Here is a 23222-nt window from a genome sequence, read left to right on the forward strand (position 1 = left end):
TGCGTCTGAAGAGCGCGTTGCTTGACCCCGCCGCATGCCTCGCCATGTCTGAGTGATGGCTGACGGTCCTCCATTGATCGACCGCGTGCGTTTGCGCTCCAACCAGTGGCGCAAACTGCGCTCCATCGTGCTCAATCTGGCCACGACGGACAGTTTCTACGGCAAAAAAATCCGCGAGTGGGAGCTGAAGGTCAGCCGCATGAACCGGATCGAGGATTTTATCGCGCAGGTGCCCTTCACCACCAAGGCAGACATCCAGGCCGACCGCGCCGCGCATCCGCCCTTCGGCACGAACCTGACGCGCGCGATTCATCAATACACGCGTTTCTGCCAGACGAGCGGCACCAGCACGGGCGAGCCGATGGCCTGGGTGGACACGCCGGAAAGCTGGGACGCGATGCTGAAATGCTGGCAGCGCGTGTTTGACGCCGCCGGACTCGTCAAAGGCCGCGACCGCATCTTCTTCGCATTTTCATTCGGACCGTTTCTCGGCTTCTGGACGGCCTATGAGGCCGCGGCAAAGGATTTCCTTGTCATTCCCGCGGGCGGACTCTCCAGCCAGGCACGCCTTGAGGCGATGGCACGCTACGGTGCGACCGTTTTGTGCTGCACTCCCACCTATGCGCTTCGTCTCGGTGAATTGATCGGCGAATCCTCCGGAGTGGAGCGCATGAGCCTGCGCATCAGCAAGATCATCGTCGCCGGCGAAACCGGCGGCAGCGTGACGGAAGTCCGCCAACGCCTCGAAAAACTCTGGGACGCGCGGATCTTCGATCATCACGGCATGACGGAGGTCGGACCGGTGAGCTACGAGGCTGAGGACATGCCGCAGAAGCTCATCGTGATGGAGGACGCCTATCTGGCCGAAGTCGTCGATCCACAAACGGGCAAGGAAGTGGAGGATGGCGAGTGCGGCGAGCTGATTCTCTCCACGCTGGACCGTACCTCCTGTCCGCTGCTGCGCTATCGCACCGGCGACTGGGTGAAAAAGAAGCTGCACCGCGGCCGCTTGATCCTCGACGGCGGCATCCTCAGCCGCGTGGACGACATGGTCGTCGTGCGCGGCGTGAACATCTACCCCAGCGCGGTCGAGGCTGTCGTCCGCCAGTTCCCCGAGGTCATCGAATTCATGGTGGAGCAGCGCAAGGTGGATGCGATGGACGAGATCGAGCTTCTGGTCGAGATGGACGGCAATGTCGCCAAACCTCTGCTCAAACGCATTGAAACCAAGCTGAAGGACACCTTTTCCCTGCGCATCCCGGTCAGGCTCGCCGAACCGAACAGCCTTCCGCGCCATGAGTTCAAGGCGAAGCGTTGGCGTCTTGTCGCGCAAGAATGACAAAACTCCACGTCGGCCGTCATTCTGATTTAGTCTTTCGCCATTTCCACCATGCCCCTCATTCAGCTCACCAACGTCACCAAATCCTACCTCGACCCGGGCAGCGGTGCTCGCGTGCCCGTTCTCCGCGGCATCACGCTCGGCATTTCGGCGGGAGAATCCGTGGCCATTGTCGGGCCGTCCGGCTGCGGCAAGAGCACGCTGCTGAACATTCTCGGCACGCTCGATTCGCCAGACGAGGGCAGCTTCGTTTTTGATGGGCAGGATCTCACGCAAAGCACAGCCAAGGAGCTCGCGGCGATCCGCAGCCAGAAGATTGGCTTCATCTTCCAGCTTCATCACCTGATGCCGCAGTGCTCCGTATTGGAAAACGTGCTACTGCCCACGCTGGCGCTCAAATCACCGCCCGCTGATTCGCAGACGCGTGCGCAATCACTGCTGGAGCAGGTTGGCTTGAAGGACCGCATGAGCTGGAAACCAGCGCAGCTTTCCGGCGGCGAACGCCAACGCGTGGCTTTCGTTCGTGCGCTGATCAATCAGCCGCGTCTCATCCTGGCCGATGAGCCCACTGGAGCCCTCGACGAGGCCAATGCGGCCGCATTGACCGACCTGCTGCTCAAATTGCAACAGAGCAGCGGCGTCACGCTCGTCATGGTCACGCACCATCGAGCGCAGGCGGAGCGCATGAACCGCGTGATGACGATTCACGAAGGCGTCCTGTCATGAAGCTGAAGGATTACGTGCTGCAATCAGCCCGCCACTACTGGCGCGGCCATCTGGGCCTGCTTTTCGGCACCTTTCTCGCCGCCACGATCCTGACCGGCTCACTGCTCGTGGGTGATTCGGTGCGCGCGAGCCTGCGACGCGTCGCTGCACTGCGTCTGGGCAAGGTCGAAGGCGGTGTGCTGGGCGGAGATCGCTGGTTCACCGAGGGACTGGCCCGCAAGTCCCAAGCCGCGCCGCTCATTCTCGCCACCGGCTCCGCCAGCGCAGCCAGTGGCAAAACGCGCGTCAACGGCACCCAGGTGCTCGGCGTGGACGAGGCGTTCTGGAAGCTCAGCTCCAGCAGCAAGGCTATTTCCTTCGACAAATCCTCCGTCGCCATCAACGAATCACTCGCCCGCAAGCTCGATATGAAGGTGGGAGACACGGTACTGGTGCGTTTGGAGCGTCCGAGTGCCATCTCACGCGATGCACCGCTGTCCGGCAGCACGAACGAAGACATCTCCCTGCGTCGCAAGATCGCCGCCATCGTCAGTGCGGAGGACTTCGGCACCTTCCAGCTCATCGCCTCGCAGATTCCGCCAGATGCGGTCTTTGTGAACCTGTCTGACTTGCAGAACCAGCTTGAGATGGATGGGCGTGTGAACGCGTTGCTGCATCCGCAGTTCAACGCGCTGCGTGCCGTACTGGAAAACTTCCGCACGCTGGCGGACTTCTCCATGCAGCTCAAACGCATCGCCGGCGTGGCCAAGGAATGGGAGATCAGCACCAGCCGCGTGTTTCTGGACGACAGCCTGGCCACGAAGCTGTTCGAGTTCAAAGGCGCACGCGGCGTGCTGACCTATCTGGTCAATGGAATCACCTCCGCGAAGGGTGGAACGCCTTACTCGATGATCACCGCCGTCGGCGAGGGCAAGGACGACGAGATCACCATCACGCAGTGGCTTGCAGACGATCAGAAACTGGTCATCGGCGACGAAGTCACCGTGAAATACTTCGTGGTCGGCCTCGGCCGCGATCTGAAGCAGCAGGAGGCGAAATTCAAAGTGGGCGCGATCCTTCCCATGGATCACCCGATGGTCACCAAGGCCTGGACGCCCGATTTCCCCGGCGTTTCCGACGTGGACAACTGCCGCGACTGGGAACCTGGCATCCCGATGGACATGAAGGCCATCCGCGACAAGGACGAGGACTACTGGGACGAATACAAAGGCACGCCCAAAGGCTTCATCACCCTCGCCGCAGGTCAGAAGCTCTGGGCGAACCGTTTTGGCAAGCTCACCGCCGTGCGTCTGCCGGATGAAGGCCAGACAGAGGAGGCGAAGGCCAACATGCTGGCCCTGCGGTTGAATTTGTCGGACATTGGACTCGTTCCCCGCGACTTCAAAGGCGAGGCCGGTGCGGCGGCGAAAGGCAGCGTGGATTTCGGCGGCTTGTTCATCGGCCTGAGCATGTTCCTCATCGCTGCGGCGCTCGTGTTCGCGGCGCTGCTGTTTTTGTTCACGCTGGAGCGTCGCGCCTCTCAGATCGGCCTGCTGATGGCCATGGGTTGGACGCGTGGCATGGTGCGCCGCGTCTGGCTGATGGAGGCCGGTGTCATCGCTGTGGCTGGCATCGGGCTCGGAGTGTTCGGCGGCATCGCCTACACGCAAACAGCGCTGCACGGCCTCTCCAACGTGTGGCATGGCGCCACGCAGGGCCTGCCGCTGGTCTTCAGTGCGAGTTTTGCCACCATCTTCAACGCAGGCCTCGCCACGCTGGTCGTCGTGCTGCTCACCTTGTTCTGGGCCAGCCGCAAACTCTTCCAAATTGCCACGCGGGACCTGCTAGCCGGCTCATGGCAGGAAAGCGCCGCTCCAGCCGGCACGACGAAACGATCGAAGGTAATGCCTGTTCTGGCAGCGATCGCGGTGCTGCTTCTTGCCGGCGGATTCTTCGTGAAGAACCCGGAAGCCGTCGCCGGCATGTTTTTCGGCTCGGGCATGCTGCTCATGATCGCAGGCCTTCTCTGGTTGAAAAGCCGCATGCATCGCGACAGCGGCAGCTTGGCCCGCTCGCTGTGGCAGATCGGTTCGCGCAATGTCTCGCGTCGTCCTTCGCGGAGCCTCGCGGTCATCGGCATGATGGCGGGCGGCATCTTCCTTGTAGTGGCGGTGAACGCCTTCCGCATGAGCGCAGGTGATGAAACGCAGCGCAGCAGCGGCACAGGCGGCTTTGCGCTCGTTGGCGAGTCGTCCCTGCCCGTTTATGAGGATCTGAACTCGAAAGCAGGCTGGGAAGCCTTCGGTCTCGATGAGAAGCTCATGCCACAGGCCCGTGTGGTGCCGTTTCGTGTTCGTGAAGGCGATGACGCGAGCTGCTTGAACCTCAACCGCGCGCAGAAGCCGCTGCTGGTGGGAGTCGATCCCACGAAACTCGCCGGATCATTCGCCTTCGCCTCCGGTGCCTGGGAAAAGCTGAGCGATTCCTCGTTTGTGCCCGCCATCGCCGATCAAGCGACCGCCATGTGGGGCCTGGGCAAAGGCGTCGGCGACACGATCGATTACCAGGATGCCAGCGGAAACACTTTCCAGGTCAAAATCGTCGGCCTGCTGGCCGGTTCGGTCCTCCAGGGTAAAATGATCATCAGCGAGGCAGCCTTCCTCGCGAAGTATCCCGATGCGGCCGGCTATCGCTTCTTCCTCGTCGATGCCAAACCGGAGCAGCGAGATGAGATCGCCGCGCATCTGACGCGTCAGCTCGAACCACGCGGTCTGGCACTCGAACCGACAAAGCAACGACTGGAGTTGTTCCTGAGCGTCCAAAACACCTACATCGGCATTTTCACCGTTCTGGGTGGTCTCGGCGTGCTGCTGGGCACCGCAGGCATCGGAGTGCTCATCGCGCGGCATGTGCTGGAGCGCCGTGGCGAACTGGGACTAATGCAGGCGCTTGGTTTCGAGCAAGGAGCGCTGCGCTGGATGATTCTGGGAGAACATGGCGTGCTGCTGATGCTCGGCATGTTGCTGGGTGTAGCGACGGCGGCCCTAGCGGTCATTCCGCAGCTCACAAGCAGCGGCGGCGGGCTGCCCGTGGCCTTTTTGGGCCAACTGATCACGGCTGTGTTTGTATTTGGCCTCATCGTTTGTGTCATCGCCGTTTCGTCGGCGGTCCAAGGACGGCTGACCGAGGCCATCCGCCGCGAGTGAAGCGTCCCGCGCCTTGCGCATCGCTGTTCGCACGCTCATATGAGCGGCAGTGAATCCCGCGCTCAACGATCCCGACTCTCCTTTCGATCTCGCCCTCCGCCCGGCGGATTTTTCGGAGTTTCATGGCCAGACGAAGGTGAAGGAGCAGCTCCTCGTCATGGTTGAGGCGGCAAAGATGCGCGGGGAGTCGCTGGATCACGTGCTGCTCTGCGGACCACCCGGTTTGGGCAAGACGACGCTCGCCAATCTCATCGCCAACGCGGTCGGAACGAAGCTGCACACCACCAGCGGGCCGCAAATCGAGCGTGCTGGCGATCTGGCGGGCATTCTCACGAATTTGCAGGAGCGGGACATTCTCTTCATCGACGAAATCCACCGCCTGCACCCGAGCGTCGAAGAATACCTGTATCCGGCCATCGAAGACTTCCGGCTCGACATCATTATCGACCAGGGGCCGAAGGCCCGCACCATCCGCCTCGATCTGCCGCCCTTCACGCTCGTGGGTGCCACCACACGCGCGGGCATGCTCACAGCGCCGATGCGCTCGCGTTTTGGCATTCCGAACCGGCTCGACTACTACACGAGCGAGGAACTGCAGCACATCCTGATGCGCTCGGCACGCCTCATGAACGTGGCGATGGAGGAAGCCGGTGCGCATGAGATCGCCCGCCGCTCCCGCGGCACGCCACGCATCGCGAATCATCTGCTGCGCTGGGTGCGCGATTACGCGCAGGTGAAGGCGCAGAATGTCGTGACGGAGGAAGTCGCCAATCAGGCCCTCAGCATGCGTGACATTGATGAAAGCGGACTCGATGAAATGGACAAGCGCATCCTGGAGGCGGTCATCGGCAAGTTTGATGGAGGCCCCGTCGGTCTCAACAGCGTCGCTGTCGCCGTGGGCGAGGACGCGAGCACCTTGGAGGATGTGCATGAACCCTACCTCGTGATGCAGGGGTATCTGAAGCGCACGCCGCGTGGACGCGTGGCGATGCCTGCCGCCTACAAGAAGCTGGGGCTCATCCCGCCGGTGAAATCGCAGGCGGAGCTGTTTTGAACCACGTCCATCCGCTCCCGGCCACCGGGGTCATTTGAGCATCATGTCCTTCGACTCGATGTCATAGCCTTGCAGGGCGCAAGACTCCCCGGAGATGACAAAGGTGAAGACCTCGGTCCCCTTCCCCTGCTCAAAGAAGGCATCCTGCGTGAGGGCGACTGTGGTTTTGAGATTGTGGCTGTTGATGCGCCATCCCGAGCTGGAAGCGCCTGTGTGTTTGCCCAGCTTTCGATGCACGGCCTCGAGTAGTTTCATGAAGTCGGCCTCTGTCGTCGCGGCCTTCAGGTCCGCGTGTGCGTCCGCATAGATCTCCTTGAACTTCCGCTCGTTGAACCGCTTGTGGAAATCATCAACGGCGGCGTCCGCCAGGCGGATGCCGCGGGTCATGTCCTTGCATGAGGCCAGCGGCAGCGCCGCGAGAGGCAGGGCGAGCAACATTCTTCGTTTCATGGTCGCAAGGCTACGCAATCGAAGGCTCGGGCGGCAAGAATTTTCGCGGGAGAGCAGCCATCACGCGCCTTGCGCCGCCGTCATTCGTCATTCAGCATCCACCCGCATGTGGCGTGAACTGACAACCCTCTGGCAGAGCATCTGCGACCCGGAGTATCTGCATCTCCTGCTGGAGCCGCTGCCGTTGTTCGGCCTGGGGCTCGGGCTGGTGTTCCTGATCATTTCGTTCGTCTTTCGCGAGGGCAGAAGCCGCATGCTGGCGCTTGGGATCATCTGCGTGTCATGCGCCAGCGTGTGGCCCTACATCGACCTGCGTGAGAAGGCCACGCCGCGCATCCTGGCGACGCGCTCGCCGGACTTCGCGCCGCTGATCCAGGAGCAGACGCAGCGGCGCAAGGACTGGTCCTGGCCGTATTATGCGATGGCCTTGCTCAGCGCCGTGGCATTGTCGTTCTCGCGTTCGTCAAAAGGCAGGCCGCTGCTGCTCGCAGTCGTGATTTACGGCGGGCTGCTGTTCTGGTTCAGCATCTGGCTGCACAAGAAGGAGTGCGAGGTGTATCACCGCAACATCGTGCGTTTCGTGCCGGTGCGGTAAATTCACGAGGCCGACAGGAGTGTCCGCGCTCCGCTCACTTCAAACACGCCTCGAACTCCTTCGTCGCGGCGGCGAGTTTGGTCCCGATGATGACCAACGCGTTATATTCATCACCACCTCCACTCGCGCACATGCGTGAGGACACAACCTACGATAGCCCGGTGTGAATGCGCATGTCCGGGTGGTAACCGCCGCTGCTGGCTCATCTCGATGATCTGAAAGGGCGCTGGATTAAAAAAAGGATGACGCTGGCTGTCCTGCTCAGAGGTTCATTTTGCCGCCTAAACCTTGCAGGAACTTTCTTGAACCGGGCGCGTTTACCGCCACTATCGCTCACGCCATGCCCAGGCACGTCCCCGACGATTTCAGTTTCCTGCCCACCGTCGATTCGACGGAGGAAGAAGTCATGGAGAAGGAGGTGCTTTGGAAAGCAGGACGCAGCCTCCCGCAGCCCGGGACAGCAGAGCCGGAGCAGCCTGCGCATGAGGAACCTCCCGAGATCGCGCCAGCGCCTCAGGAAACGCCACTTTCCTTCCAGGCACCTCAATCAGCGAAGAAGGCGCGTGTGTTTGAGCCTGATGTTGCTGAAACAACCATTCCGCCGAGTGCGCCGGCCGAGCCAGAACAAGACGGGCGAGCCTTTTGGGAGGCGTTTGAAAAGGAACAGGCCCCGACAGTCAGCCCGCCTCATGAAAAAGCGGCGGTAAATCCCAAGCCGTCGGAAGCAGAAGCCCCCCTGCCAACACCACGTGCTCCTGAAGCCCTGCGGCTGCCCGATCTAAAGAGCGGTCCAGTGGAGACGCCCGCTGTCTCCTTGAGGAGCCGTAGTTCGATGGAGAAAGCTGTCACGCCGGCGAGAATGCCGACAGGAAAGGCCAGGGTGGAGTCCTTGCCCAAGGCGGAAGAGCAGCCGGACACCTTGGCAAATCCCAAGCCTTTCATCGCCCCGAAACCCAAGCCTGAAGAGCCGGAAGATCCGGACACAGCCAAAAAAACACGCTGGCGGAAGCTGGCGGAAAAAGTGGGCGTGAGCTCGCTCGGCCTGAGCGTTGGTGTGCATCTGTTTCTGCTGCTGATCGCTGCTTTCGTGGGTGTGTCACAGGTGATGGAGCGACAGGTGGACTTCCTGCCCGGCGGCAGTTCTCCCCAGTCTGAGGCGGCGGCTGAAAATCTGGCGCACAAGATTCAACAGAAGAAAAATCCATGGGTGAAGGCGAAGCCCAGGATGCAAAAGATCACCGTGCAGACCATAGCGGCGGACATCGTGCTGCCCGAGATGCCGCCGATGGACATGATGGATTTCTCGAAGATCACCAGCCGCATGGACATCAGCAAGGCGGGTGCCATGGGCGCAAGCCAGCCGATGGGAATGGGCGCAGGTGGTGCGGGCGGCGGTTTTGGCGCCGGGATCGGGCGTGGCGGCAAGTTCAGTTTTGTCGGCCAGACCGCCATCGGGCGGCGCGTGGTGTTTGTCGTGGATGTGTCGGGATCCATGTCCGCCATCGGACAGGGAGAAAAAATCTCCCGCTTCGATCTGCTGAAAAAGGAACTGGTCAAAAGCATCAGCCAGATCCCTCCGGGCACTGCTTATCAGGTCCTGTTCTTTTCCGATTTCGCCTGGCCGCACAACGAGGTGGACAGCCGGAATTCGGACGCGCTCATCAAGTACCGCTGGGAAATCGAACCGAAGGAATACAAGAAAGTGAAAATCCCCACCTTCAAATACCTTCAGGCCAGTCCGTTCTCTTTGCAGGACAGCCGGGAGATCATCGAGCGGTCCGATAATCCGGGCGGCACCAACTGGGGATCAGGGTTGCTCATGGCGCTGAACGCCAGCCCGAAGCCCGACGTGATCTTTTTCATGACCGATGGAAACCAGTCTGACGAAATGGGCTGGATCGACATTGTCACGACAGAAAACAAGCGCAGGCCGCCCATGACGACGATCCACACCAGTGCCATGCAGCAGCCGGATGCCGCGCGTGAGCTGGATGATCTGGCGAGACGCAACAACGGGAAGTTCACCGTGGTCATGGGCGAGGGCAAAGTCATCAAGGGCGAGGACTTCTTCAAAATGAGGTAGCGCGCTGCCCAGGCGGCAATCACAGCGCGCCCGCAACACTGTGCTCTCACTTTGAAACCCACTTTGCAGTGACAACCGCGAGCGTGGCCGCGCAAAAGGCAAACCACTGACGACCAAGCCGTTGTGCTTCTCCACGGCACAGGGCGCGGTTGAGCGCGGCATCATCTTCAGGAGAGGAGGGCATGCGGGCAACTAACGGCGGGCGGCGGCTCTTCTTCGTGTTCAATCTCCACCACTCCACGACTTGAATTGCCACACGCTGGCTGCGATGCATGCGCAACATGCTCTCCAGCCTTTCCGACCTCCCCCTGCGCAAACAACACGGCCCCAAAATCGCCGTGCTGACCGCCTACGATTACCCCACCGGTCGCATGCTTGATGAAGCGGGCATCGATTTGATCCTCGTGGGCGATTCGCTCGGCATGGTCGTGCACGGCCTGCCGGACACCACCGGTGTGACGATGGACATGATGCTCATCCACACCGCCTCGGTTTGTCGCGGCGTGAAACGGGCTCCAGTGATCGCCGACCTGCCGTTTCAGAGCTACCGCACGCCCGAGGAGGCCGTGATGAACTCAAAACGCCTCATGGAATGCGGCGCATCCGCCGTGAAGCTCGAAGGAGGCGTCGGCATGCTGCCGCAGGTGCGTGCGATCATCGACTCGGGCATCCCCTTTGTCGGTCACATCGGCATGCTGCCGCAGAGCGTGAAGGAGGAGGGCGGCTACAAGAAGAAAGGCAAGACGAGCGAGCAAATCGACCGCCTCATCGCCGACGCACAGGCCCTGGATCAGGCCGGAGCCGTGGCGATGGTGCTGGAAAGCATCGTTCCAGATGTGGCGACGCAAATCACAGCGATGGTGAAGGCGAGCACCATCGGCATCGGAGCGGGCATGGGCACCGACGGGCAGGTTCTTGTCACGCCGGACATTCTCGGCAGCTTCCCGTGGTTTCGTCCACCATTTGCGAAAGCCCGCGCCGACGTCGCAGGAGAAACGTTGCGTGCCGTGCGCGAGTACCTTGCGGAAGTGCGCGCCTAACGGTCCGCGTCCATGTCCGGCGTGTGAAACTCCACGCCATGGACTTTTTCAGTCTCATTTGGCGTGGTGAGCACCTTGTAGATGCACCAGCCGAACAGTACGGTGACGGTGCCGACTGACAGTAGCATGACGAGGAGGCCGGAGGTGGTCATGGGATGGTTTCTGGTTCGTTGTTCTTCGTGCTTGGTTCAATCATGCTTGTTGAGGCCCTGCTCGGCGCGTTGGTAGGCCTTCGAGCGGGCGGAGAGCAGACTGAAGAAGATGGCGACGACGACCACCAGCACGACGCTGAGCTGCGCGGCTTGGTTCGTGCCCACGGCCTTGCCGTCCTTCGTTCCGCCGATCAAATCCATGACGTAGGCGGACGGCGCGCCGAAGGTCATCGAGTTCAAATCGAAGCCGAAAAGGCTCGTCAGCACCGTCATGGCAAAAATGGCCAGCAGGAACACCGGGCAGATCCATTTCATGATGGGACCGAAGAACGACGGAATTCGAATGGAGGCTCCCTGATGCGCCTCCCGCAGGCCGCGCTCGATGCCCCAGTGCCAGCCGAAGACGATGATCTGGATGGTGGCGAGGATGAAGATGAGGAAGGTGCCCACCCAGAAGTCGAGCGTGTCGAGCGCCTTCAGGTCGTGCGTGAAATAGACCACGAAGCCGGTGCCGAAGGTCGTGAGCAGGCCGAGGATGGTCACGCTGACCTTGCGACCGACATTCATTGCCTCCTCCAGGAAGGCGATGCCGGGCTGCAGCATCGAGATTGAGCTCGTGATGGCCGCGAGGAAGAGCATGAAGAAGAACGCGCCGCCGAAAAACGCCCCGAAGGGCATCTTGGCGAACACCAGCGGCAGCACGGTGAAGCCGAGACCGAAGGTCCCCTGCCCCGCGACCGAGGCGAGGCCGAGGAAGGCCACCGCCGCCGGCACGGTGATCAATCCACCCAGCGCGACCTCGCAGAACTCGTTCGCGCTGCTGGCGGTGAGGCCGCTGAGCACCACGTCGTCCTGCTTTTTCAAGTAGCTCGCATACACGATGATGACGCCAAAGCCCACCGAGAGACTGAAGAAGATCTGCGCCGCCGCCGCCATCCACAGCAGCGGGTTTTTGAGCTGCTGCCACGGTGTGATGGTGACGAGCTTCAAAGCACCTCCGCTGGCCGCGACCTCCTTTTCCGCCTCGGCGATGGACGCCGCACCCACGACCTCGCGCACGAGGGTTTTCTCACCTTCGGCGGGCTGCGCGCGCTCAACCTGCACCTTGCTCGGATTCCACATGTAGCCCAGGCCGTTGACCACGTTGTCATGCGGCTTGGCGGGATCAGGAGCGCCGAGGGTCATCACGCGGCCGAGCACCACGAGTGCCAGCACGATGAGCAGCGGCATGCCGTAGTTGCACATCTTCTCGATGCCGCCGGAGAGGCCGCGGTAGATCAGCCAAAAGTTGAAAACAAACACGATGACCAGCCACGGCAGCGCCGAGTTCCAGGACAAGGACAACGCCGCGCCGTCCCCGGCCTGCCCGCTGATCATCTTGAACATCTCCACCGTCTGCTCCGTGTTGCTGAGGTGGATTTGCCCCGTCCAGAACTTCACCGCATAGCCGATGCACCACGACTCGATGAAGACATAGTACATGTAGATCACCACCGGCACGATGACGCCGATGATACCCACATACTTGGCCCAGCGGCTGTTCAGGATCGCCGCGAAGGCACCTGGGCAGGAATTGTAGCCCTTGCTGCCCGCGTAGCGCCCCATCGCCCATTCCGCCCAGCCGATCGGCAGGCCGATGATCAGGAAGCTGATGGCGTAGGCCAGCATGAAAGCTCCGCCGCCATACTGCGCCGCGAGGCCCGGAAAGCGGAGAAAGTTCCCCAATCCCACCGCGCTGCCCGCGACGGCCATGATGACTCCCAGACGTGATCCCCAAGCTTCTTTTTGTTGCGACATGGCGGCGAGGTTAGGCAAAGCGTCGCGACGCGACAAGACTGTTGTTCAGGAAAGTGCGGCGACGCTCTCAAAAAAAGCAAAACTCGCGCCAGCGCCGCCCTGTGCGAAATTTTTGCGCCCATGCCGCCCAGCCGCCTGCCAGTCATCGCGTTCGCCGCCGCCATCCTTTTGATGACGGGCGCGCTCGGCTGGCTGCTCATTGAGATGAATCGCGCCCCGCAAGCTGTAGCCATCCCGGCGGCGATACCCGTGAGAAGTGACAGGCCCGTCATTAAAACCACATCAGCGCCAGTCGCAGCACCGGCCGTGGTCGAACCAGCTTCACAGGCCGCCAAACCGGCACCGAAGGTTCAAACGCTCAACGTTCCCGGCTCAATCCCGAACGAAGCGCTGCTCACGTTCCGCACGCCGGAGGCGCTGGCCGCATTTCGCGACCGTGCGGCATTAGTCGGCCTCGAAGTGCTCGGTTACGATCCCAAACTGCGCAGCGCACGCGTGCGCTTTCGCGACACGAGCGGCCTTGAACGCGATCTGAACGAGCACGGCGACGATTACACTCACGTCGGGCCGAATTACCTCGTGCGCGTGCCGGGACTGCCGCAAACCGACACCGCGAACGCCGGCGGACGCGAGCCGTTTCGCAGCCAGGGGCTCGAAATGATCGGTGCCGCGGGAGATCGCTCCGGCTGGGGACAGGGTGTCACCGTCGCCGTCATTGATTCCGGCATTTCCGCGCATCCCTCGCTGCGAAACGCACAGATCACCCACATCGACCTCGTCAACGACGGCAGCGCCATGAACGGCCACGGCACCGCGATGGCCTCGCTCATCGCCGGCAGCAGTGAAACCGTCGGCGGCGTCGCTCCGGCGGTCAAACTGCTCGACATCCGCGTCGCCGACACGAATGGCGACAGCAACACCGCCCTGCTCTCCAGCGCCATCGTCAAAGCCGCCGACCTCGGTGCCCGCGTTATCAACATCAGCCTCGGTTCCTCCGCTACATCGCCGATGCTGGAAGAAGCCGTTCGCTATGCGCAAAGTCGCAACGCCGTCATCGTCGCCGCCGCTGGAAACGAGCAGCAAAACGCCCTCTCCATGCCCGCCGGCCTCTCCGGCGTGCTCAGCGTCGGCGCGGTCGATGCGACAGGCACTCAGGCCTATTTTTCCAACTCCGGCAGCGGCCTCACCCTCGTCGCCCCGGGCGTAGGCATCGTCTCCGGTTACGCTGACAACAAGCTCGTCATCGGCAGCGGCACCTCGCAGTCCACCGCGATCACCACCGGCGTCGTCGCTTATCTTCTCGGACGCGGCTATTACTCGCAGAACATCATCCCGCTGCTCACGCGCACCGCGAAGCCGCTCGACGCACCCAACACAGCCGTGGGCGCGGGATTGATCCAGGTCACGAAGTAGCCGGGCGAAACAGGCGCGCCGAAAACCACGTGGCGATGCAGACCAGCAGCATCGAAATCGCAAACCAGTCACCGAACCGCGCATAAACCGTCATCTCGCCCTTCAGCGGCACATGGACCTCGCCGGGCAGGACGCCTTCGAGAAAAGACGTGCCGGTGTCTGGATCATCCAGCCGCGAAGTCACACGGCCGTGCGTGTCGATGAAGCAGGTCACGCCGGTGTTCGTCGCGCGCGCCATCGGGCGTCGCAGTTCGATGGCGCGGAAGATCGCGTTGGCCAGATGCACCTCGGTCTCGATGCTGTTGAGGAACCAGCCGTCGTTGCTGAGGCTCACGATCATCTGCGGCTGCTCACGCGCGAATTTCCGCGCCACACGTCCCACCGTGTCCTCGAAGCAGATGAGCGGAATGATCTGTACGTCTGGCTTCATGAGCCGTAACGGCTCGGTTTGCACACCCGGAGTGAAATCCCCCGGCAGCACGCCGCGCAGGAAGGAAAACGGCGGAATGTCCCGCAGTGGCAGGTATTCGCCGAAGGGCACGAGATGCACCTTGTGGTAGTCCTGCCGGCTCGCCGCGTTGCCGTGAAACAAGACCGCTGACACATGCGCCTTGTCATCCTCCTGCAGGATCTCCGTGCCGGTGAGCAGGGCGAAGTCGCCGGAGTGCAGCAGGTCGTCAAAGTATCGCGTGTGCCAGCCTTCGGGCAGTTGATGGAACTTGTCGTTGATGTTCACCGGCAGCGCGCTCTCCGGCCAGATCACGAGGTCGGCGGGTGTCTTTCCATCGCGGGCGGAGGCATACATGCGCGTGAACTTGTCCAACCGCCCGTAAATCTGCTCCGTCAGCCGTCCGGTCCACGCGTCCACCTGCGCCACGTTCGGCTGCACCATCACCGTGCGCACCTTGACACTCTCCCCAGGCTTTGCGGTCAATTGGAGCATGCCGTGGCCGGCGGCCACCAGCATCAGGATCAAAGCGACCGTGAAGTCGAGCCGCGTCTTGCACGTCCCCTCCCCGCGATATGCATAGATGAGCCGCGTGAGCGTGTTCCAGACCGTGCATGCCGTGAACACCGGCAGAAACGACAACCCCATCACGCCGACGAAATCCGCAGCCTGGATGAGCACGAGATTTCGATGCATCGCCACGCCGAGGCCGTTCCAGCCGAAGCCGGTGAAGACCGTCGTGCTGCGCAGCCACTCGCAAGCCACCCACGCCGCCGCCGCGAGGAACGCGCACCTCAAGGAATGCAGCACGCTCGGCCACCACGCGTCCTTTGTCAGCGTCTTCACCCGAGGCCGTGCAAAACGATGGGTGAACCACGCCCACAGGCCGAAATAAACCGCGCAATACGCCGACAGCCCGATCACCGCGCCAAAGCCCATCAGCTCCGGCCCCCAGCCCACCCACGAGTCATCGTAGGCACCGCCGATCACCCGCGAGGAATGCCGCACCCACCACAGGTTCGGCAGAAAGAACGCCAACCCCGCGAGATACCCGCGCCAGAAAGGCCGCACCTTCACACCTTCCAAATCCCGCCACGCCCACAGCACCGCGAGCATTGGAAACAACCACACCCAGACTGCCAGGTTGGAATTCCAGCCAGGAAATGCGAAGACCAGGATGAACCCGCTGAGCAACGGAGCCAGGAGCAGAAATAGACGCAGTTGTTTTGAATCGGTCACGGGCGCGGATGATGCCCCGCGCCGATGAATCCACAACCGCCAATACTCCGTGGCCGATTTCGCCCAAAAGTTGTCCGCACGGGCGGCACGCCGAGCCCGTAACATGAGCACAACCATGAAAACGATCCTGTTCCTGCTCGCAGCCTTCACCGCCGCCGCCAATCCTATCCGCGTGCTCTACATCGACACGCCCGGTGCCGACACCACGCCGCTGCACAATGCCATGCGGGATCTCGGAAGAGACGCCATCTGGTTTGATTACGCGAAGGAGAAGGTTTCCGCTGACTACGATCTAACGGTCACGCCGTCAGACTTGTACGACAAGTCCGACCCGTCAGACTTAAAGGCACACATTTTGGCAAAGCTCTCTCCTCAAAGAAAAGCCGCCTACGAGGCCTTTTTGGCCCAAAGAGAGCCCGAGGTGCGTGAGAAGCATCCGCAGGTCGCGAACTACGAGAAGCGCCCGGAGCCGCTGACCTTCCAGAAGCCGTTTTCGCCCAAAGGCAGCATGGAGCGCACGCAGGTGCCGGACGATTGCGAGCTGAAACTCTTCGCCAGCGAGCCAGACATCGCCAAGCCCATCGCTTTCGCGTGGGATGAGCGTGGTCGCTGCTGGGTCGTGGAGACTCGCGACTACCCGCACGGCGTCAGCGAGAACCATGAAGGCCAGGACAGCGTCAAAATCTGCGAAGACACCGATGGCGATGGCAAAGCGGACAAATTCACCGTCTTCGCCGACAAGCTGAACCTGCCCACCGGCATCGTTTTCGCCCGCAAAGGCATCATCGTGGCCGCGCCGCCGCAGTTCATCTATCTGGAAGACACGAATGGCGACGACAAAGCCGACAAGCGCGAGGTCATCATCGACTGCTGGGGCATCCGCGACACGCATGCACAGGCCAGCAGCCTGCATTACGGCTTCGACAACTGGATCTACGGCTGCGTCGGCTACAGCGGCATCGAAGGCTACGTCGGCGGCAAGCAGCACCAGTTCGCGATGGGAACGTATCGCTTCAAGCCGGACGGCAGCGCTTTGGAGTTCCTGCATCAGTTCACCAACAACGCGTGGGGCCACAGCTACAATGATGCGGGCGATCAATTCGGCGGCACCGCCAATGGTGCGCCCATCTTCTTCGGCGGCATTCCTGCTACAGCCTACGCCGAAGGAAGCCGTGGTATGACCGCGAAGAAGATCAACGTGGTCGACACCTGCCACACCATCACGCCAAACTTCCGCCAGGTGGATGTCTTCGGCGGCTACACCGCCGCCGCAGGCTCGAACTTCATCTACAGCGATGCGCTGCCAAAGCGCTTCCAGGGCATGGCGATGGTCTGCGAGCCCACGATGAAGGTCGTGGCCCTCATGGACGTGCAGCCCGACGGCGCCGGCTACAAGGCGCTCGATGCATTCAATATCTACGCCAGCAGCGATGAATGGAACAGCCCCGTGCATGCCGAAGTCGGTCCCGATGGCGCGGTATGGGTGGCCGATTTCGAAAACTTCATCATCCAGCACAACCCCACACCCAGCAAAGAACGCGGCGGCTTCGTGGCCACCACGGGCGTCGGTGGTGCGCATGAGAATGAGCTGCGCGATCACAGCCGTGGGCGCATCTACCGCATCACCGCGAAAGGAGCCACGAAGGCCAAGGATACGCTTTATGGCAGGCTCACGAACCAGCGTCTCGCGTCCGACGGGTCAGACGTGTCTGACCTGTCCGACATCCACGCTCTTTGGGTCAAACAGGCTCGTGGCACTCTCGACGCCAAAACCCACCAAGCCGCCCTCATCTCCAAAGACGCCAAACTCCGCCGCAACGCCATCCGCGCTCTAGGATCGGACAAAGCCGCGCAGGATCTCTTCTTCGGCTCCGGCGTCATCTCCGATCCCGATTTGAACACACGCCTCGCCGCGTTCGTGAAGCTCTCCGACTTCCCCACGACGCCGGAAATCCAAACACTCGTCAAAAAGCTCGCCAGCGATCCTGTCGTCAAAAACGACGAATGGCTCGCCGAGGCCGCCAAGATGCTCGGGAAGAAGCACAAGGCCCTGAATTACAAAGAAGGCCCCAACCTGCTCCCCAACCCCGGCTTTGAAGAACCCATCGGCGACACCTGGAAGAAGCGCGACTACGGCAACCGCCCCGGCAACAAAGACGCGCAGTGGGGCTTCGTCACCGATCCGAAGATGGTCCACAGCGGCAAACGCGCCATGCGCTGCATCACCCGCGACGACGCCGACACCAGCTCCTTCGCCGATGTGGCGCTGAAACCGAACACCGACTATCGACTCAGCGCCTGGATCAAAACGCACGCCTTCCGCGGCAAAGCCAGCCTCAACGACCACATCGGCCGCGCTGAGACCTCGCCGAAGATCAGCCGCAACCAGGACTGGACCGAGGTCGAAGTCGTCTTCAACAGCAAGAACCGCCCCAAAGCCAGCATCAACCTCCTCCACGTCGGCAAAGGCGACATTTACTTCGACGACGTGAAGCTCTGCGAGCTCATCCTCGAAAACGAAGACGATGCCAGCAAGCTCGTCGGCGATGCCAAACGCGGCGAAAAGATCTTCTGGGAGCATCCCGTGGCCGCTTGCAAGAACTGCCACATCCTCAAAGGCCAGGGCAGCGCCGTCGGCCCAGCTCTCGACGGCATCGCCAGCCGCAAAGACGAGGCCTACATCCTCGAAAGCCTCATCAACCCGAACGCCAAGCTCGCCGAAGGCTACACCGCGACGCCGATATCGCCGATGCCGCCGATGAACCTCATCCTGAAGCCCCAGGAGTTTGCGGACGTGAAGGCGTTCATCTTGAGTTTGAAATGAGCCTCACACTGCGGGCGTAATGTCGGCGTTCATGCCCTCCACTTCCCCACATTCCTGCTGCGGTCCGGTTTCACGCCGGAGTTTTCTCAGCATCGGCTCCCTTGCGCTCACCGGCTGGTCGCTGGCGGACACGCTGCGCGCGGAAACGATCGCGAAGGCGGCGGGACGAAAGCTGAAGGACAAATCGGTGATTTTTGTGTGGTTGCCGGGAGGCATGTCGCAGCTCGAAAGCTATGACATGAAGCCGAATGCGCCGGTGGAGTATCGCGGTGTGCTCAATCCCATCCGCACGAATGTGCCCGGCACGCACATTTGTGAGCTGTTTCCACGGCAGGCAAAGATCGCGGACAAATTCAACATCATCCGCAGTGTGCATCACGAGTTCTCGGACCACGGCGGCGGCCACAAGCGCTTCATGACCGGCCGCGCGCCGGCGCTGCCGGTGGGCTTCGTGAACGATGCGCCGTCCGTGAGCTCGATCATCCAGCGGAAGCTGCAGCGTGCGGACGAGCCGATGCCGGTGTGCGTGGCGGGCGTGGATCGCGGACGCAGCGGGATCGACACGTTTTCGCTCGGCAGCGCTTACTTGGGGCCATCAGCATCGCCCTTCATGGTCGTTGGTGATCCGAGCGCGAAGGACTTCAAAGTCGAAAACATCGGCCTCACGCCGGACATGGCGTCGCGCATCGACGACCGCGTGCACTTGCTTCAGGGCATGGACAATCTGAAGCGCGCGATGGACCGCGGCGGCCTCATGGAGGCGATGGACAGCTTCAGCCAGCGTGCGGTGGGCATGCTCACGACGCAAAAAGTGCGCGACGCCTTCGATTTGAGCCGGGAGCCGGCAAAAGTGCGCGAGCGCTACGGCTACAGCACCTACGGCCAGCGCGGACTGATGGCGCGGCGCCTCGTCGAGGCCGGCTGCCGCTTTGTGACGATGGTGTGGGAGAATCCCTTCTCGACGCAGATTCCGAAAAACTGCACCTACAACTGGGACAGCCACGCGGTGAATTGCGACATGTATGCCGACGCGCGCTGGCGCATGCCGGTCTATGACCAGGCGGCGTCCGCTTTGATCGAGGACATCCATCAGCGTGGTCTCGACAAGGACGTGCTGGTGATCATCACGGGTGAATTTGGCCGCACGCCGAAGATCAACACGCAAATCGGCACGCAGACCGGCGTGAGCCAGCCGGGACGCGATCACTGGCCGCAGGCGATGTCCTTCATCGTCAGTGGCGGCGGCATGCAGACGGGGCAGATCATCGGTGCCACGAATCCGCGCGCGGAATTCCCCATCGAGCGTCCGCTGAGCCCGAATGATCTGTGGGCCACGGTTTACCAGCATCTCGGCATCGACCCGAACGACACGTTCGATGACTTCCAAGGCCGCCCAATGCCGATCCTGCCGTCTGGCGAGCCGATTCGCGAGTTGATGCCGCTGGCGTGAGTCACTTCGGCCGACGCATCTCAAACATGTCCCGAGTGCGTGCATACCAGTGCGGGCTCTGCATGCGGGCGATCGGATGGTAGCGCTCTGGCCTCACCAGCCACGTTTCAGGGTCGAAAATGCCATCGCGCACATGCACGCGCAGCACCTCGCCGACGATGAGGCGGTTGTCGCCGATCTCGATGATGCTGTGGCTGCGACACTCGAGGCTGGCGGGGGCTTCGGCGATGCGCGGTGGTTTGACCACACTGCTCGCGACCGCCGTGAGGCCCGCATGCGCCAGTTCATTCTCACCCGGCGGCAACGAGGCAGCACAAAGGTTCATCTTCTCCGCGATGGCTTCATCGACGAGGTTCACGACGAATTCATGCGTCAGCCGGATGTTCCGCGCCGTGTCCTTCGGCACACCTGGTTCGCGATCTCCGGGGCAGATTCCGACAATCGGCGGTGAATCACCCAGCACATTGAAAAAGCTGAAGGGTGCCGCGTTCAAACGCCCTTCAGGATCAACCGTGGTCGTGAGCGCGATCGGGCGCGGCGTGACGAGCCCCGCGAGGATCATGTAGGCGTCTTCGCGATGCGGACCGGTGAGATCGAGTTCCATAGGAATGAAAATGACGAATGAGTAATACCGAATGAAGAATTAAGCTCGAAAGCCCAGTGACGGCCCCCTTCTGGCATTCGAGCTTCGGCATTATTTAGTCATTCGTAAATTCATCATTCGACATTTTCCGCACGGTAGGCACTCGCGAGCAACGTGACTGGCTGCGTGACTTCGTGACAGGAATGACCTCCACGAGCCTTCAAACCATTCGCGAGTTGCAAATGACAGCCCGGATTGCTCGTCGCGACGACCGCTGCCTTCGTCTGCTCCAGGTTCGCCAGTTTCCGTTTGAGCAGCTTCTGACTCTGCTCCGGCTGTGTGATGTTGTAAATGCCCGCACTGCCGCAGCACCAGTTGGACTCTGGCAACTCCTTCACCGCGAGTCCGGGAATGCTGGAGAGAATTTGACGTGGCTGCGCAACGACTTTCTGACCGTGGCAAAGGTGACAGCTCTCGTGATACGTCACTTCGCTCACACCTGCGCCTGCGGTCGGCTTGCGGAAGCGGATCTGCACCAGCCACTCGTGAATGTCTTTCACCTTCTTGTCCCAGACCTTCGCCTTGGCCGCGTAGAACGGATCGTCATGCAGCAGATGGCCGTAAGCCTTCAAATGCGAGCCGCAGCCACCAGCGTTTGTAATGATCGCGTCGAGTGAATCGAGGTCGAGGCTGTCGATCTGCTTGCGCGCCAGTTCGCGGGCTAGTTCGATCTCCCCGTTGTGAGCATGCAGCGAGCCGCAGCAATGCTGGGAAGAAAGCGTGACGACCTCGCAGCCATTAGCGAGCAGCACATCGGCTGTGTCGCGGTTGATATTTGAGAACGCCAGGTCTTGCACGCAGCCGGTGAGCAGCGCCACGCGGTATTCCCGCTTCTGTTTCGGCGATTCGACGGGCCAGATGAGCTCGTTCGAGAATTTTTCCGCGACACGCGGCGTCTGCGGCTCCAGCGCGGCCAGCGAACGCGGCATGAGGCCGAAGAAGCGCACCTTGCGCATCAGCTCATCCAGCTTGGTGCTTTGATAAAGACGCAGCACACGCCCCACGAGACGCAGCAGCCACGGTTTCATGAAAATGACATTCAGCGTGAGCCAGCGCCAGAATCCGCGCTGAATACCATCGTTCACACTGGCCAGCTCCACCTCGGCGCGTGCTGTCTCGAACAGCTCCGCGTACTTCACGCCCGCCGGGCACGCCGTCTGGCATGCCAGGCAACCGAGGCAGTAATACATCTCGTCCGAAAGCGCCCGCGACACCTCCAATTCGCCATCCGCCACAGCCCGCAGCAGCGAGATGCGCCCACGCGGGCTGTTTCGTTCCAGCTTCGTCTCGACATACGTCGGACAGGCTGGCAGACACATGCCGCAGTGCATGCACTGCTGGAGCACGGAGTAGTCGAGGTCTTTGAGGAGTGCTGCTTGCGCCATGGTCAGTTCCTCACATCGAAAATCTTCCCCGGATTCAGCAATCCCTGCGGATCAAGCGCCTGCTTGATGCTGCGCATGAGTTCGTAGCTGCCTTCGCCAAGCTGGCGCTTGAGGAAGCCCTTCTTCGCGAGACCCACGCCGTGCTCGCCGGTCACGGTGCCGCCTACGCGGATGGTTTCATCAACGATCTCCTCCAGCGCGGCTTCAATGCGGTGCATCTCCTCGTGGTCGCGTTCGTTCGTGAGGAAGGTCGGGTGCAGGTTGCCATCGCCGAGATGGCCGAAAGTGCCGATGAGCAGGCGATGCCGCTTTGCCACGCCATCAATGAATGAAACCATGCGTGCCAGCTCGCTGCGCGGCACGGTGACATCTTCGAGAATCGTCGTGGGGCGGATGCGTGCGAGGGCGGAGAAGGCATTTCGGCGTGCGGCAGCCAGTTTCGCCCCCTCGTTTTCGTCAGCAGCAGCGCGGACATCACGTGCCCCGTTCGCTTTGGCGAGCGCCATCATCTGCGCGGCCTCCTCTTCGACGACGACGGGATGTCCGTCGGTTTCCATGAGCACCAGCGCCTCCACGTCGGTGGGCAGGCCGATTTTGGCGTAATCCTCGACGCATCGCACCGTCATGCGGTCCAGGAACTCCAACGTGCAGGGGATGATTTTCGCCGCGATGATGGCGGAGATGGTCTCGGCTGCTTTTTCCATCGAATCATAGAGCGCAAGCATCGTTTTACGCGCCTTCGGCCGCGGCAGCACCTTCAGGATCACCTCGGTGATGATTCCGAGCGTGCCCTCGCTGCCAATGAACAGGTCCTTCATCGAGTAGCCGGCCACGTCCTTCACGCATTTGTTGCCGAGGAAGGTCTGCGTGCCGTCCGGCAGCACGACCTCCATGCCCATGACGTAATCCCGCGTCACGCCATACTTCAGGCCGCGGAGTCCGCCGGAGTTTTCAGCCACATTACCGCCAATCGTCGAGATTTTCATCGAACCTGGGTCCGGTGGATAAAACAGGCCCACCTTGGCACAGGCGTCGTCGATCTCTTTCGTGATCACACCGCTCTGCGCCCGCAGGGTGAGATTCTTCTCATCGAGCTCGATGAGTTTGTCCATTTTGACGAGACAGATCACCAGACAGCCCGCCAGCGGCACGCTGCCGCCGCTCAACCCGGTGCCGGAGCCGCGGCTGACGACGGGAATGGAGCGATCCCTCGCCAGCTTGACGCAGGCGGCCACTTCGAGCGTGGTGAGCGGAAACACCACGGCACCCGGGCGTTGCTTGAGGGCGGCAGTGCCGTCAAAGCTGTAGGGCACGAGGTCTTCGTCCGATGTGAGCACACGCTCAGGCGCTAAGGCTTCCTTTAACGATTGAATAAAGCTGGCTTCGCAGGTGTTCACGG

At 61.6% G+C, this 23222-nt stretch carries 18 protein-coding genes; 10 read left to right on the top strand and 8 right to left on the bottom strand.

Annotation, left to right across the window (positions count from 1 at the left end; genetic code table 11):
• Window positions 1-55 precede the first annotated feature (55 nt).
• The 4 genes from ACILSE_RS20155 to ruvB are packed head-to-tail and all read left to right on the top strand — an operon-like array spanning window position 56 to window position 6304.
• Window positions 56-1339 (top strand): phenylacetate--CoA ligase family protein, encoded by a 1284-nt coding sequence (locus ACILSE_RS20155; protein WP_395719237.1) that lies wholly within the window; start codon window positions 56-58, stop codon window positions 1337-1339.
• A gap of 51 nt (window positions 1340-1390) precedes the next feature.
• On the top strand, window positions 1391-2065 hold the full coding sequence (locus ACILSE_RS20160; protein WP_395719238.1) for an ABC transporter ATP-binding protein: 675 nt from the start codon (window positions 1391-1393) through the stop codon (window positions 2063-2065).
• Complete coding sequence (locus tag ACILSE_RS20165) at window positions 2062-5250, top strand: FtsX-like permease family protein (RefSeq protein ID WP_395719239.1); 3189 nt, start codon at window positions 2062-2064, stop codon at window positions 5248-5250. The genes ACILSE_RS20160 and ACILSE_RS20165 overlap by 4 nt, the downstream gene beginning before the upstream one ends.
• A 49-nt stretch (window positions 5251-5299) precedes the next feature.
• Window positions 5300-6304: a Holliday junction branch migration DNA helicase RuvB gene (ruvB, locus tag ACILSE_RS20170; RefSeq protein ID WP_395719240.1), complete on the top strand. Its 1005-nt coding sequence runs from the start codon at window positions 5300-5302 to the stop codon at window positions 6302-6304.
• A 30-nt stretch (window positions 6305-6334) separates the two neighbouring features.
• Here the strand turns inward: ruvB and ACILSE_RS20175 are convergent, their stop codons facing one another.
• The gene (locus ACILSE_RS20175; protein ID WP_395719241.1) at window positions 6335-6754 is read right to left on the bottom strand and encodes a hypothetical protein; all 420 of its coding nucleotides are present in this window, start codon (window positions 6752-6754) and stop codon (window positions 6335-6337) included.
• Between the two features lie 106 nt (window positions 6755-6860).
• On the opposite strand from ACILSE_RS20175, the gene ACILSE_RS20180 reads away from it, so the two are divergent.
• Together ACILSE_RS20180 and ACILSE_RS20185 are read left to right on the top strand one after the other, a co-directional pair.
• Window positions 6861-7349 (top strand): hypothetical protein, encoded by a 489-nt coding sequence (locus tag ACILSE_RS20180; protein ID WP_395719242.1) that lies wholly within the window; start codon window positions 6861-6863, stop codon window positions 7347-7349.
• Between the two features lie 340 nt (window positions 7350-7689).
• A complete protein-coding gene (locus ACILSE_RS20185; RefSeq protein WP_395719243.1) occupies window positions 7690-9432 on the top strand; it encodes a hypothetical protein in 1743 nt (580 codons plus the stop codon).
• A 46-nt stretch (window positions 9433-9478) separates the two neighbouring features.
• Here ACILSE_RS20185 and ACILSE_RS20190 read toward each other — a convergent pair whose 3' ends face one another.
• On the bottom strand, window positions 9479-9616 hold the full coding sequence (locus ACILSE_RS20190; RefSeq protein WP_395719244.1) for a hypothetical protein: 138 nt from the start codon (window positions 9614-9616) through the stop codon (window positions 9479-9481).
• Window positions 9617-9713: 97 nt separating this feature from the next.
• On the opposite strand from ACILSE_RS20190, the gene panB reads away from it, so the two are divergent.
• On the top strand, window positions 9714-10472 hold the full coding sequence (gene panB / locus ACILSE_RS20195) for a 3-methyl-2-oxobutanoate hydroxymethyltransferase (RefSeq protein WP_395719245.1): 759 nt from the start codon (window positions 9714-9716) through the stop codon (window positions 10470-10472).
• On the opposite strand, the gene ACILSE_RS20200 is transcribed toward panB, so the two are convergent.
• Together ACILSE_RS20200 and ACILSE_RS20205 are read right to left on the bottom strand one after the other, a co-directional pair.
• Window positions 10469-10624, bottom strand: coding sequence for a hypothetical protein (locus ACILSE_RS20200; RefSeq protein ID WP_395719246.1), 156 nt, complete (start codon window positions 10622-10624; stop codon window positions 10469-10471). The two genes, panB and ACILSE_RS20200, sit on opposite strands and share 4 nt — an antisense overlap.
• A gap of 36 nt (window positions 10625-10660) precedes the next feature.
• The gene (locus ACILSE_RS20205; protein ID WP_395719247.1) at window positions 10661-12421 is read right to left on the bottom strand and encodes a sodium:calcium symporter; all 1761 of its coding nucleotides are present in this window, start codon (window positions 12419-12421) and stop codon (window positions 10661-10663) included.
• Between the two features lie 120 nt (window positions 12422-12541).
• Here ACILSE_RS20205 and ACILSE_RS20210 point away from each other — a divergent pair, with 120 nt between their 5' ends.
• Window positions 12542-13834: a S8 family peptidase gene (locus tag ACILSE_RS20210; protein ID WP_395719248.1), complete on the top strand. Its 1293-nt coding sequence runs from the start codon at window positions 12542-12544 to the stop codon at window positions 13832-13834.
• On the opposite strand, the gene lnt is transcribed toward ACILSE_RS20210, so the two are convergent.
• Window positions 13824-15521 (bottom strand): apolipoprotein N-acyltransferase, encoded by a 1698-nt coding sequence (gene lnt / locus ACILSE_RS20215; protein WP_395719249.1) that lies wholly within the window; start codon window positions 15519-15521, stop codon window positions 13824-13826. The genes ACILSE_RS20210 and lnt overlap by 11 nt on opposite strands.
• Window positions 15522-15636: 115 nt before the next feature.
• On the opposite strand from lnt, the gene ACILSE_RS20220 reads away from it, so the two are divergent.
• Together ACILSE_RS20220 and ACILSE_RS20225 are read left to right on the top strand one after the other, a co-directional pair.
• Complete coding sequence (locus ACILSE_RS20220; protein WP_395719250.1) at window positions 15637-18345, top strand: PVC-type heme-binding CxxCH protein; 2709 nt, start codon at window positions 15637-15639, stop codon at window positions 18343-18345.
• A 31-nt stretch (window positions 18346-18376) separates the two neighbouring features.
• Window positions 18377-19795 (top strand): DUF1501 domain-containing protein, encoded by a 1419-nt coding sequence (locus tag ACILSE_RS20225; protein ID WP_395719251.1) that lies wholly within the window; start codon window positions 18377-18379, stop codon window positions 19793-19795.
• Window position 19796: 1 nt separating this feature from the next.
• On the opposite strand, the gene ACILSE_RS20230 is transcribed toward ACILSE_RS20225, so the two are convergent.
• The 3 genes from ACILSE_RS20230 to ACILSE_RS20240 all read right to left on the bottom strand — a co-directional run bounded on the left by ACILSE_RS20230 (window position 19797) and on the right by ACILSE_RS20240 (window position 23220).
• A complete protein-coding gene (locus ACILSE_RS20230; protein ID WP_395719252.1) occupies window positions 19797-20399 on the bottom strand; it encodes a flavin reductase family protein in 603 nt (200 codons plus the stop codon).
• A gap of 113 nt (window positions 20400-20512) precedes the next feature.
• Window positions 20513-21823, bottom strand: coding sequence for a (Fe-S)-binding protein (locus ACILSE_RS20235; protein WP_395719253.1), 1311 nt, complete (start codon window positions 21821-21823; stop codon window positions 20513-20515).
• A 2-nt stretch (window positions 21824-21825) separates the two neighbouring features.
• Window positions 21826-23220, bottom strand: coding sequence for an FAD-binding oxidoreductase (locus tag ACILSE_RS20240; RefSeq protein ID WP_395719254.1), 1395 nt, complete (start codon window positions 23218-23220; stop codon window positions 21826-21828).
• Window positions 23221-23222: the final 2 nt, after the last annotated feature.

This window comes from Prosthecobacter sp. (assembly GCF_044236155.1).
Lineage (GTDB): Bacteria > Verrucomicrobiota > Verrucomicrobiia > Verrucomicrobiales > Verrucomicrobiaceae > Prosthecobacter.